Origin of the sequence: Waterburya agarophytonicola KI4 (assembly GCF_020640915.1) — a bacterium.
GTDB classification, from domain to species: domain Bacteria; phylum Cyanobacteriota; class Cyanobacteriia; order Cyanobacteriales; family Xenococcaceae; genus Waterburya; species Waterburya agarophytonicola.
In genome coordinates this window covers 1-13,661 of record NZ_JADWDC010000091.1, presented here as the reverse complement: position 1 = coordinate 13,661, position 13,661 = coordinate 1, and the positions used below count along the sequence as shown (strand labels likewise).

Annotated in this window: 9 protein-coding genes; 3 read left to right on the top strand and 6 right to left on the bottom strand. The window is 39.5% G+C overall.

The features are described from left to right. Positions 1-83 precede the first annotated feature (83 nt). From I4641_RS21500 to cobS, 3 genes are all read right to left on the bottom strand, one after another. Entirely contained in the window at positions 84-887 is an 804-nt protein-coding gene (locus I4641_RS21500; RefSeq protein WP_229642644.1) for a class I SAM-dependent methyltransferase, read from the bottom strand. Between the two features lie 169 nt (positions 888-1,056). Continuing rightward, the gene (gene asnS, locus I4641_RS21495) at positions 1,057-2,448 is read right to left on the bottom strand and encodes an asparagine--tRNA ligase (RefSeq protein WP_229642643.1); all 1,392 of its coding nucleotides are present in this window, start codon (positions 2,446-2,448) and stop codon (positions 1,057-1,059) included. 55 nt (positions 2,449-2,503) lie between these two features. Beyond that, on the bottom strand, positions 2,504-3,292 hold the full coding sequence (gene cobS / locus I4641_RS21490; RefSeq protein WP_229642642.1) for an adenosylcobinamide-GDP ribazoletransferase: 789 nt from the start codon (positions 3,290-3,292) through the stop codon (positions 2,504-2,506). A 143-nt stretch (positions 3,293-3,435) separates the two neighbouring features. Between cobS and I4641_RS21485 the strand changes: the two genes are divergently transcribed. Beyond that, positions 3,436-3,885 carry a hypothetical protein gene (locus tag I4641_RS21485; protein ID WP_229642641.1) on the top strand — a complete coding sequence of 150 codons (450 nt, stop codon included), beginning with the start codon at positions 3,436-3,438 and terminating at the stop codon, positions 3,883-3,885. Between the two features lie 32 nt (positions 3,886-3,917). Continuing rightward, complete coding sequence (gene tgt, locus I4641_RS21480; protein ID WP_229642640.1) at positions 3,918-5,018, top strand: tRNA guanosine(34) transglycosylase Tgt; 1,101 nt, start codon at positions 3,918-3,920, stop codon at positions 5,016-5,018. A gap of 45 nt (positions 5,019-5,063) precedes the next feature. Here tgt and I4641_RS21475 read toward each other — a convergent pair whose 3' ends face one another. The 3 genes from I4641_RS21475 to I4641_RS21465 all read right to left on the bottom strand — a co-directional run bounded on the left by I4641_RS21475 (position 5,064) and on the right by I4641_RS21465 (position 12,470). Then, the gene (locus I4641_RS21475) at positions 5,064-6,074 is read right to left on the bottom strand and encodes a PFE-CTERM domain-containing protein (protein ID WP_229642639.1); all 1,011 of its coding nucleotides are present in this window, start codon (positions 6,072-6,074) and stop codon (positions 5,064-5,066) included. A gap of 51 nt (positions 6,075-6,125) precedes the next feature. Further along, entirely contained in the window at positions 6,126-10,790 is a 4,665-nt protein-coding gene (locus tag I4641_RS21470; RefSeq protein ID WP_229642638.1) for a DUF4347 domain-containing protein, read from the bottom strand. Between the two features lie 408 nt (positions 10,791-11,198). Beyond that, positions 11,199-12,470, bottom strand: coding sequence for a right-handed parallel beta-helix repeat-containing protein (locus tag I4641_RS21465; RefSeq protein WP_229642637.1), 1,272 nt, complete (start codon positions 12,468-12,470; stop codon positions 11,199-11,201). A 226-nt stretch (positions 12,471-12,696) separates the two neighbouring features. Between I4641_RS21465 and I4641_RS21460 the strand changes: the two genes are divergently transcribed. Then, a partial coding sequence (locus tag I4641_RS21460; RefSeq protein WP_229642636.1) for an RNA-guided endonuclease InsQ/TnpB family protein occupies positions 12,697-13,661 on the top strand: 965 nt, incomplete at its 3' end.

The following is a 13,661-nucleotide window of genomic DNA, read 5'->3' as shown; positions in this document are numbered from 1 at the left end:
CTTTGGAATCCCCCGCTATAGCGCAAAGCGCGTTTAGCGGTGGGAGGATGTCAAGTACTATTCAATATCCTCAAGATAGAAGACTAAACGATAACCGATTTTACTCCCCCACTTAGTTGATTTGTCCACCAAATATCTTCAGTTCGGACTTCATGAAAACCTGCTGCACCCAACCAGGCATCTAAACTACCCGCAGCATAGTCATTAATATAGGGTTCTTCAAAGATTTCTGTCAGCCAAGTTGTCTGGCGCAAAGTTTTTTGATGACCATCCAGAATAATTATCTGTCCCCCAGGAGAAAGCAAACGATATGCTTCTTCAAGAATAGATCGAGCAATTTTAACAGGAGTTTCGTGGAATAACAGAGAAGCAGTAACCAGATCGAACTCACCATCAGCAAGGTTAGTTGCTTCGGCTAAACCATGCAACCATTGAATATCTAATCCTGCTTGAGTGGCTTTATATTCTGCCATCACTAGCATTTGGGGCGATAAATCCAATCCTGTTACTTCCGCACTAGGAAAAGCTTGTTTGAGTAACATGGTAGTCGAACCAGTACCGCAACCGAGATCGATAATCTTGCTAGGATTTCCCGTAACTGCTTTGATTACTGCTTCCCTATTCCAAGTTTCATTAGGAGGTAAGGCATATTGAGTCACAGGATCGTAAGTAACTGCTGCACCAGAAGTCAAATATCCTCCTGTAATGCCGTGAAAATTTTGTGAAAGATAATATTCGGGATAAACTAAATCGGCAGAGGCAATGCGATCGCATTCTTGATCCCAATTTATACTATCCGATAGTTCTTTTAACTCCTCGCGATCGACCATCAGCCCGAATAAAGGCTGTAAAAACTTTTCCCACAATGTATCCTGTCCAGTAGCCATAGTAAACTCTTCATATAACTTTATATATTATTACCAAAATTTAATTATTCTGGTGCTTTATATTTGCTTTATATTATTTTGGGCATAAGTTTTTTAATTTGGTGGGCAATCATCAATGCGATCTCTACAACCTCTTTGCCCACCCTACTACTTTGTCTTCGTTCCTTAATTAAAAGTCTGCACTTAACGGAGTACGAGGGAAGGGAATTACATCGCGAATGTTGGTCATTCCTGTAATAAACTGCACGAGTCTTTCAAAGCCCAAACCAAAGCCAGCGTGGGGTACTGTGCCATAACGACGTAAATCTAAGTACCACCAAATATCATCCGCCTCGATATTCATTTCTTTAATCCGTCTTTCTAGGACATCGAGTCTTTCTTCCCGTTGCGATCCGCCAATAATTTCCCCAATACCAGGGGCTAAGATATCCATGGCGGAAACGGTTTTTTCTCCTTCATCTAAGCGCATATAAAAGGCTTTGATATCTTTAGGGTAGTTGGTTACGATAACGGGCTTTTTGAATAAATCCTCGGCTAAATAACGTTCATGTTCCGATTGAAGATCGATACCCCACTCGACAGGAAATTCAAATTTCTTGGTTGCTTTTTCCAATAACGCAACTGCTTCGGTATAAGTAACTCGTTCAAACTCGTTATTAATAATATTGTCCGCTGTCTCTAGAAGAGATTTATTGACCCACTTGTTGAAAAACTCGATATCTTCAGCACAATTATCTAAGACATATTTAAAAATATACTTAAGAAACTCCTCTGCCAGATTTTGGTCGCCTTCTAGATCGCAAAAAGCCATTTCTGGTTCGACCATCCAAAATTCAGCCAAGTGACGAGAAGTATTAGAATTTTCGGCACGAAAAGTAGGACCAAAAGTGTAAACGTTTTGAAATGCCATCGCCATTACTTCCGCTTGCAGTTGTCCGCTTACGGTAAGATAGGCTTGCTTGCCAAAGAAGTCTTGACTGTAGTCAATTTCTCCCCCATCATTTTTGGGTAATTTATTGAGATCGAAATTAGTAACGGTAAATAATTCCCCCGCACCTTCGCAGTCGCTAGCAGTAATAATGGGGCTGTGTATCCATAAAAAGCCCTTTTCTTGAAAAAACTGATGAATGGCGGTAGCGCAAGCATTCCGTACCCTAAATACCGCACCAAGGGTATTAGTACGCGATCGCAAGTGGCTAATAGTGCGTAAGAATTCAAAAGAGTGGCGTTTTTTTTGTAAAGGATAGGTTTCGGGATCGGCAGTACCATAAACAATTACCGACTCTCCTTTCATCTCGATCTTTTGTCCTTTACCAGGAGACTCTACTAGCTTCCCTTCAATTTCGACAGAAGCACCAGTACTGAGTTGCTTGATTATATTCTCATAGTCGGGCAAATCGGCATCCAGAACAGCTTGCAAACCCGCCAAAGACGAACCATCATTGACTTCTATAAAAGAAAATCCTTTTAATTCTCTTTTGGTACGCACCCAACCTTTAATAGTTGCTAATTCATCGGGTTGACCGTTTTTTAAAATGTCTGCAACTCTTCTAGTCACCATATAGCCTCTAACTTATCCTTGATAGTTTGATTATTTTATCAATTTTAGAATATCCTCAAAATACGGTTAGGAAACACAATATTAAGGCCTCACTCCATTCAACTACTGCACCATAAGTGTCTCCTGTATGTCCCCCGAGTTGCTTATTGAACCAATATCCCGTCAAAAAAGCGATCGCCATATTTCCCAGAATAATTACTCCCACCTGTAACCATGATAAAGATGCAACGGTAAACCAAAAACCACTACAACCGACTAAAACAAACAAACCCAACAGTATATCTTGGGGCGAACGAAGATTTTCTTGGTGAAACGATCCTTTTCCTGTTTTCCTTAAATAAGGATAAAAAGCGATCGCCCATACCTGTCCCCATCTCGCCCAACCCGCAGCAGAAATTAAGACCAACCATAAAGGGAGAGAAATATCAGATAAAGATATAGTTTTTAACAATAAAATGATAATTGCAGCGATCGCACCAAATGCCCCCGTAGCACTATCCTTCATCACTTCCAGTTGGCGCAGGGGATCTGTTACGGATAAACCATCTGCCGTATCCATTGCACCATCTAAGTGTAAACCGCCAGTAATTGCCACCCAAATTGCCACAATTAAAGCTTTACTCGTTAAATTTGGCATTTGGCAAAAACCTAGCAATATATTGACTAAAGCTAGTAATAGACCAATTAACAACCCGATGATGGGACACCAACGAGCAATACGCGACCAATTATTTGTCCACCGAGGAGGCAAGGGGATAATAGTATAAAAAATTACACTGCTTAACAAAGAAGCGATCAAGTCATAAATCCATAACTGGAAACGAACAATAGGTATTTTTGTCATGGATAAATCATTGATTAAAATTTGATTAAATACATCGCAAAAGTTGGGCTAATATTGTTTCATAAGCTACTTTATTTTTACAGCGTATTTCTAACAACAAAATACCGAAGCTCAATAATTCAAAAGCTCAAGCATAATTTCTTATGACCAAACATCAAGGCATGAAGTCTCTAGCTGCTCCCTGTATAGTAGACGAAGGAATTCTGATTAATCATGATGATATTAGACGTTTGCTAACCGATATGTGTCATGTTCACTATGTTCATACTATAGATGGACAAATCAAGAGTAAAGGAAACGGATTTATTCAAGAAATATTTAGTGACTATCATCAATCTACTTTAATTGCTAATAAAAAAATCTATATAAATATCAATAGTTTTGACTATTTACAGCTAAGTAAATCCACTGAAAACGAAACTTGCTTCAATCTAATTCAAGATAGTATGCAACTATGTCTAATTCCAATCCCTCGTAAAATCGAGCCTCAAGCAATCTCCAAAAATATCGATGCAGAAGCGATCGAGGCAATGGTAACAGAAGTTTTGTCTGCTCGTTTGGACGTACAGCTTGACGATGAAGACTTTCAATAAGTAATTAATAATCAATAATCAATAATCACATAGTGGGTTTTTCATTTGAATGTCAGGCAAACTGTAGTCACACTCATGCAAGGGCGGGAGTTTTTAATACTCCTCATGGCATTGTAGAGACTCCTCGATTTATGCCCGTTGGTACTTTAGCGACGGTTAAAGGTATTATTCCTCAGCAATTAAAAGATGCCAAGGCTCAAATGATTTTGGCGAATACCTATCACCTCCATCTACAGCCAGGAGAAGATATAGTCAAAGAAGCGGGGGGCTTACACAGTTTTATGGCGTGGAATCAGCCAATTTTGACCGATTCGGGTGGATTTCAGGTTTTTAGTCTGAGTGAGATGCGGAAAATAACCGAACAGGGAGTCACTTTTAAATCTCCCCGCGACGGTAGGATAATTGAAATTAGTCCAGAAAGATCGATTCAGATTCAAAATGCCTTGGGTGCAGATGTGATTATGGCATTTGACGAATGTCCCCCTGCTGATGCGACAAAAGAGCAGGTAGCAGCAGCTACAGATAGAAGTTATCGCTGGCTCAAAAGATGCGTTGAAGCTCATCAAAATACTTCAAAACAGGCGTTATTTGGTATTGTCCAAGGTGGAATACATCTCGACTTGCGTACCAAAGCAGTAGAACAATTAAGGGAATTAGACTTACCTGGATATGCAATTGGCGGAGTCAGTGTCGGGGAAGAACCAGAATTAATCAATGCTACAGTCAAGCATACTGCGCCTTTATTACCTACTAATAAACCACGTTATTTGATGGGTGTCGGAACTTATCGAGAAATGGCACAAGCGATCGCATCGGGGATAGATTTATTTGACTGCGTAATTCCTACTCGTTTTGGTCGTCATGGTACGGCATTAGTACAGGGAGAAAGGATTAATATTAAAAATGCTAAATACAAACGAGACTATCAACCTCTAGACAAAACTTGCTCTTGTTATGCTTGTAGCAACTTTAGTCGGGCATATCTCTGCCATATGGTGCGATCGCAAGAGATGCTGGGATATATTATGCTATCTCTACATAACATCACCGAATTAATTCGTTTTACCCAACAAATTCGCCAATCAATATTCCTAGGAACTTTTGCCACTGATTTTGCTTCCTGGTTAGGTTAAAGAGGCGATCGCACTCTTATAATATTCACCAGGATTTTCGGGCAATTACTCTTTTACTTGATTACCATTATTATCATTTTTTTGTAGTATTTTTTTAAAGCCAAATATACCAGCAACAACAAGTAAGCCAGCACTGGGAGAAAAATCAAAAGGAACTTGTTTGGCACTGAAATTATCGATCAGCAAAGCAGAAGAGCGACCAAAATTATCAACATCAACTACTCCAAGAGACACTCGATAAGTATAATCTCCTGCTGCTAAACCCGTCACAGAGGTCGTATAGGGATTACTCAAATCGTAATAAGTAGTATCGCCATAACTGTAATTATTACTTGCTGTCGGTGCAATTATGCTTTGGTTACTATCCCCTAAAAGTTCAATATTCTTAGCGGTAGAATCAGTTCCGCCAGTAACATCGTAAATAGAAATAAAACTATAGTCTTGATTTCCTAAGTCTCCGCTTACGCCATCGTTGGTCAAATAAGCCCAGTTGAAACTAACCTCAAAGGCATTATTACCAGCATCAACTTCAGATTGAGTAACAGTAAAAGTAAGATCTTGATAGATGGCAGAAGCTTCTTTGGAAGTACGGGGAGTTGAGGTATCTCCATTGATTCGAGGAATACTCAGATCGTAAAGATTTAAACCCAACTGAGTTTGAAAATCATTGACCGAATTATTAGCAGTAATGGTATCGGAATCGACGGGGTTAGTAGTTGTACTTTGATTGAAACTTAAAGTGCTATTAGAACCGTCAACATCATCAATTCTGTTAATAGTTTGGTAGCCAGTTGTCACAATAGCCTGATTGATACCACCAAGAGGATTGATAAATCCCGTGTCGCCGTTGCTTGCTTGAACTAGATCCGAACCAATAGTATTAACATCACCAATAGTCCCCCAGTCAGTTAGAGAACTTTCAAAACCACTATTGCTGAAAGTAATATCAAAAGCACGAGCAGAATTGAGCCAAAACAGATTCCCAATTAAAGCCAGACTAGTAATGGTAGAAGCAGAATGAATTAATTTGGAATAACGAGAAAGAAATAGAGACATAATAATATCTAAGAGAAATAACAAGTATGTACGAGGTGAAAAGAGTAAAAGCTAAAAAATAAAATCGCTAGCATCAATATTGCCTACTGCAACCCCTTCTAAAAGAGCAATATTTTTGGCATAAAAATCATCGCTATTATCTAGAGGAGTCGGATCGATTTGAATCATCACATTAGAACCAGAAGTAATCGCTTTAACGTAACCATCAGTAAAAGGATTGTCGGTAATAGTAAGCGCGCTGAGTTCATTGTTGAAGACATTACTCAAATCTAATCTGTCGTTGTAGGTAGTGCTGGTTGCAGCGTCAAAATCGGTGATGATATCAATTCCGTCACTGGTGACGCTAAATTTAAAACAGTCATTTCCGCCATTACCCGTAAGGGTGTCTTGTCCCGCACCACCAGTAAAGATATCGTTTACATCTGGGGTAGAATTGGTCAGAGTTTCGGAATAGTCATTACCCGTAATTCCGTTTTTAATCTCGATTTTATAATCTTCTACTTCACCATCGGTAGCAGCACCCGTGGAATCAGACTCAGTTAAAGCATCACTACTGATTCTGAAACGACTATAGGTAGTTCCTGCGGTGATATCCCCAGGAATAGTACTCCAGGTTAAAGTAGCTGATGTGTCATTGTTGGCAACAGTAGCAATGGCTTCTTCATCGGTATCAAAGACACCATTCCCATCAAAGTCAATCCAACCAATGAGAGTGACATCTCCTCCTGAGGTGTTGGTGACATCTACCTCTACGCTGTAGGTACTGGCATTTGTTGCCAGGGTATCAAAGCTAGTAATGCCATCTTCATCATCTGTGCCATCATTATCATCTGCTGTTGCAGTAGAATTTTGCAGTGTGCCGTCATCTCCATCTACTATACTACCAATGCTTAAGCCAGAGGCGATCGCATGGGATGCCCCACCATTGGCTGCGGTGGTGGTGTAATCTCCTGCGCCATTTCCTCCACTAGTATCAGGTGCGTCACCGTAATCAGCCTCGGCAATAGTGAGTTGATAATCTTCTACTTCTCCATCAGTAGCTGCACCAGTAGAATTTGCTTCGGTTAAAGCATCACTACTGATTCTAAAACGACTATAGGTAGTTCCTGCGGTAATATCTCCAGGAATTGTATTCCAGGTTAAAGTAGCTGTGGTGTCATTATTGGCAACGGTAGCAATGGCTTCTTCATCGGTGTCAAAGACTCCATTCCCATCAAAGTCAATCCAACCAATGAGGGTGACATCTCCTCCTGTGGTGTTGGTGACATCTACCTCTACGCTGTAGGTACTGGTATTTGTTGCCAGGGTATCAAAGGTAGTAATACCGTCTTCATCATCAGTACCATTGTTATCATCTGCGGTGGCAGCAGCGTTGTTTAATGTACCGTCATCTGCATCTACAGTGCTACCAATGCTTAAGCCAGAGGTAATAACATGAGATGCCCCACCATTAGCTTCTGTAGTAGTATAATCTCCTGCACCATTACCTCCAGTAGTATCTGGGGCATCACCATAATCAAATTCTTGGGAAGTAAATCCTGCATCTAACGAAAAGTCATTTTCCCCATAATCTCCAGTGGTGACGGAAATAGTAGGAATGCTGCTAACATTAGTGGCATCCGAATCTATCAGATCGTTGCTTTCTTGATTGGCAACCGTTAAATTAAGATTTTCCAGAGGTTGACCAGCGTTGAAATTACTAGAGCTAATTTGAATCTGATATTGGGTATTAGGGTCTAAGCCAGTAGCACCATTTTGGTTGACATTACTATCATTAAAGTAATAGTTACCATTACTGTCGGTAGTAGTTGTCCCGTATACAGTAGCCCCTGTAGAATCATAAAGACTAATAGCAACAACAGAAATTCCTGCTTCTCCTGCATCTTGGATACCATCACCATCGGTATCGTTCCAAATTCTGTCACCAATTTCAATGGGTGCGAGTTCGGCAAAAAATTCCACATCACCTAGACCATTGGCTTTGGCAAAATTTCCAGCCAGACTAGTATCATAAAGTTCAATACCAGTAGTTGTCTGCGTTCCGTCTGTGTCACTGAGCTTAATTAAACCACCTGTATTAAACTGTACTGGATCCATTGCCGTGGTAACAATATGATCGTAACCAGGAAGTTGCAGCAGTCCACCTTGGGCTGTTTCTTGATGTCCGTTAAATACCTCACTATCATAAAATTCATCAGTTTCCGTAGCGATATTTTCAATATCCCACGTACCTGAAGTTGTGGAGGATGGTGTGGCACGGAGAATATCTCCTCCTGAAAAAACTCGATAACCATCAAGACCTGTTCCTGGAGAATTGTTAGGATCATCATTGTTAGGAACAGTACCATCGGGATCGGGAAGAAGATTTCCCACTTGATCGGCAGTGCGATCGCGTAAGCCTAAAATTAAATTACCATTGCGATCGAATTCAATATCCGTTAGCCAAGGTTGAGTTTGATCGGGTATATCATTAAAATCATTGAAGCTCGATCCAAAAACGCTAAAGGTAAAATCATTAAAATCACTTACCCAAGGATCCCATTCTGCTTGCGCTCCTAGTCCAGGTGGTTCATTATCATCAACGTTAACACCTTTTCTTTCCCTGGGGTAGTTAAGGGCAAAATCAACTACAGGGTTACTACTAAAGGTTTCTGTTGCTGGATCGAAAGTATAGACATAGGCGTGTAAGTCGCTTTGATTTTGAGTTGATTCGGCAGAATTAATCATGCCAACATAAATCAAGCCATCTTTTTGCGCCAAAGCAAAAGGACGAATATTAGTATTCGGGTCTGCACCAAGATCGTTTAAGGGAATACCACCATTAGTCGGACTAGTGTTATCATCTCCTAAAATTTCATATTGGGTTCTTTCTTTGCCATCACCAGCAGTATGTTTAGTACCATCGCCAACTTCTATTTTGTAAAGGCTGCGGTCTGCCAGATTAATTGTCCAAATATGCTGACGATCTTCAGAGATTTCCACATCCCCTAAAGCAACCTTCCCTACGGCATCAAAGGCGACTGCATCAATATCGTAATTAGCACTATCATGGGAATAAGCCCCTGCAACATTAGCACCAAAAAAGTCTTCAAGATCGATTAATTCATTGACTGCATTGCTGTTATTAGTATCGACACGATAAATTACGCCATTATTCTGATTTTTAACGTCGGAATGGCGTTTTTGAAATGCACCAGCAAATAAATCTTCTGTTTCTTTGTTGTATGCTAAACCGTTGACCGCACCTACATCATTAACGGTGACAATCGCCGTTTCTGTATTGGGACTCCGACTAAGATCCCCACTATCGCTATGAAGTACGGTGACAATGGCTGCTGCACTACCTGCCCCTGTTGCTCCAGAGTAGACATAGCAAGGAATAACTAGAGTAGGGCTAGTGTTAGTTATATATTGATTGGGATTGAAAATACCAAAGTTAGCTGTTTGACTCGTACCATCGTTAAAAAAGACACTGCCAACTGTATTAGCATCCGCACTTGCTAAAGAACTACCAACATAACCATCGGGAAGAGTAAACTCCACTCGCGCAGCTAAACTATTAGTGTTAGTGATACTGTAATCACCATTAGCATCGGTGGTATCTGTTGCGGTACTACCATCGGAGAAAGTAGCCGTAACGGTAATGCCTTCGTATCCTACTTCTGAGGCAGTGTTAGCAAGTTCTTGTGTGCCGTCGTTGTCGTAGTCAGAGAAGACTGTTCCCGCAATAGTAGGAATAGCAGGAGTATATTCTAAGTTCAGTTGCGCTCTGTTAAAAGTTCCGTCATCCTCGCCAGGAAATGTATCTAGAATAGTCAGAGTCCAAGTTCCCTGAATAGATTTACCCGTAAAGGCAGAAAGAGCATTGGATGGAGCAACAGTGCGATCGTAAAAAGGTGAAGCTGTGTTATCAAGATTATTATCGTCTAATGCTCCTCCTCCAGTTTGCAACAGTACATCATAATTAATATCATCATCACTACCACTGCTTGCTATAACAATGACAGACGTAGCATCTGGAGCAGTTAAAGTAGCTCTAATATCTCCTCGATAAAGATGAGTTGCATTAAAACCTAAAGTAAGGGATGTTAGTGTACCCGCTTCGGTAACATTAAAAGTTCTAGTTAGGCTAGTTGGACTTGAGCCAAATGTTCCTGATGTTGTATTTTCTTGACTTACACTGGCAAAAACTCCTGCGTAGCTGTTTATAGTTTGTTCTGTAAATGCAAGAGGAATTTGATCTGATTTGATTTGATAATCTAATTCCCAATTACCACCTTTGGCTGCATTACCAATACGGGTAGTAGAAGCAGCAATTTCTGCACCAGTAATATTGTGTAACTTAGTAATAAATTCCTCGCCAGCATCGCCAGCAGCGACGTTACAACCGTAGAGGAGGAGATCCCCCCTGCCCCCCTTATTAAGGGGGGTGCTGCAAGCGGGGGGATTAAACCAAGTTTTTAGTTGTGATTTGTAAGTATTTAAGGTATCTAAACTTAGTTGGGTATTACCTAAATACAAGCAACCAGGAGAACCGTGAGAGACTATGTGAACTTTTGAGTAAGGCTTTTGGCTTAAAACTTCAGTAATTTGTTCGATGCCATCTTGATGAGAATCGAGAATTATAACTTCTATTCCTGATGCGACTCCATTCTTGAGTATTTGAAGATCGGTAACTTGAGAATCGATAAAGACAATCTGTTGGTTAGATAGCATAGAATTTTGAGATAGTTTAGGTATTAGCTATAAATAAACTGAGTTAGGGATAGAAAAAATAAATATGGCGATCAAAAGAAATTAAAAATAGACACAATTTATAGAGATAAAAAGTGATCTTAGTCAAGATAAAATCTAATTTAGATCACTTGCTTCCATTTAACAGAATATTCTCAGAATAATGAAATGACATCAGGGAATAAACTGTTTTTGGAATTGCTTTTCGATTATATAATTCTGTTTAGTCGAAATAATACTTACAAGACAGCACCTAAGTATATTCTACAAATAGATATAATTGAATTAATTTTAGTTGCATCCATAAAGATAAATAACTAAAAACAGATGATTAATATTGTTTAAGTAGGTACCTAAACAATATTAAGTACCTAAATAATATTAAGCAAATCAATTAGTAAATTTCAAGGTAACATTGTTCAAATTATTGCCTAAAGATGGTTCTTTTTTCTGACTGTTATTAACTTGAATTGTACCGTGAACATTAGTCAAACCTTGTTTTTTTGCAGGATTATTGACATATAATGCGGGACGATTTTTATTGTCTGTAATGGAAAACTTTTTGCCAAAGTCAATATTGCAAACTACCCCAGGCTCCAAACTATTTTGAATGCTAATCGGAAAAAACTCGGTTGATTTTGTGGCTGTATTTTTTAAGGTAATATCGTCAAAGTTAATTTGGAAAGTATCTACGGGATTTTTGTGATCGGATTTAATGAAAATTCCATTTTCTCCAGAACTAGCAATATTACAGTTTTTGACATCAATAAAACCTTTAGGACCATCCGTAAATCCAGGTTCGTGAGCATTAATTGAGATACCGTCTTCTCCATTTCCTGTAGAAGTACAACCATCAAAACTAATACTAATATCTGACACATTATTGCCTCGATATCTAATTAATCCGATTTGAATTCCGTTGCGTTGATTATTAATAAACTTATTATTAATAAATTTAATATTAGCTAGCTTTTGCCAATCATGATCTGGTTCGATATCAACTCCCGAAGCGGGTTTTGTGCCACTACTACCTTGAAAAGTACTATTTTCTACTAAGAGATCTTGCGCGCTCATAATACTCATTCCCAGTCGATGATGGTTGCGAGAAATCACATCGCGAACTATACCCGAGGAATATTTTTTAGCAGGAAGTTGATTTTTTTGGCTTTGACCGTGAGAAATAAAAAGACCATCACCTCCAGAGTCTTGGAGTGTCAGCCCTTCTACCACAAAGTTGTTCGCGCCTCGAAATGCTATGATGTGGCGAAATTGTGAAGGCTCGTATAAGTTAGGATTTTGATAGTCAGCTTTACGCATTCTAAACTTAGCGTCATAGCCAGACAAAGTAACATTATCTGCCAATACTGTGACCATGTTTGCCGTTTTTGGCTTGAAAGCTCCTTTTTGCGCCAGCATCACTACTCCTGGCTGAAAAACAATTTTTTGGTTGGCTTGTTTGGCATAAATAGTTTCTCCCACCAACCAAGGTTGAGCTGCTTTGGGAATAATAACTGTACTGTCCCCCGAATCGATCGCTTTTTGAATATTGGCAGCATTATCCCCTGGTTGCCATTTGACGACGATATCTGCCATTGCAGCTTGAGTGGACAAAGAAAGTCCTGCAACCATAGTTAAACAGGAAATTAGATATTTAGATTTCATCAGTCTTTACCAAAACTTTAAATTCGTAATATCATTGTTCCCATTTGCCCCAAAAAGTTGACAATATTTTAGATATTTTAGATGTTATCGAATGTGAGCGAGAAGACCCCTGTCTTTTAAGCTGGGGATGAAGCGCGAACTTTGCAACGTAGTGGTTGCCCTAAAGAATTAGCTTCGCGTCAGAAATTTGTTTACACAGCAATTGTATTCATGGTAAACTTATACTATGAGACAAATACGCGGATTCAAGCACAGATTTTACCCGACCTCAGCGCAACGATTAGAGTTGGCGCAGACGTTTGGCTGTACTAGATTCGTGTATAACTGGGCATTAGCTTTAAGAACCAATAGCTACTACCAAGATAACGTATCTCTCAGCTATACGGACACTTCAAACGCTCTAACAAAGCTAAAGAAAGATCCTGAAAAACCTTGGTTGAAACAAGTTTCGGCAGTGCCATTACAGCAGGGGTTAAGGCATCTAAACACGGCGTTCATCAACTTCTTTGCTGGCAGAAATAAATACCCTAGGTTTAAGAAAAAGAACGGTAAACAGTCGGCACACTATGCGCCTAACGCTTTTAAATGGGACGGTGAAAAATTGACTCTAGCTAAAATGTCTCAACCTCTAAAAATCAAATGGAGTAGATATTTTAATGGTCAACCAAAATCTGTAACCATCACGCTTGATCCAAGCAATAGATATTTCGTTTCTTTTCTAGTTGAAGAAGAATTAGAGCAGTGGAAATTAGGAACAGAGAAAATTGGGATTGATTTGGGGATAAAAGATGTAGCAGTTTGCAGTAACGGTTTTGCATCAGGTAATCCCAAGCATTATCAGAAATATCAAGCTAGGCTCAAAACTCTACAGCGCAGGTTAGCCAAGAAAAAGAAAGGTTCAAACAACCGATACAAGGCAAGGCTAAAAGTAGCAAAGCTACACGCTAAGATAGCTGATTGCCGAAAAGATTTTTTACACAAGCTGAGTACAAAATTGGTTAGCGAAAGCCAAGCTATCTATACCGAGACTTTAGGAGTAAAAAACATGATGGCGAATCATAAACTCGCCAAGGCTATTGCTGATTGTGGTTGGGGTGAATTTTTGCGCCAACTAGAATATAAGTGCAAATGGCATGATAAGCTTAGACGTATTTACATTGCATTAACTAAATCACCTTTATTTTTTTATTT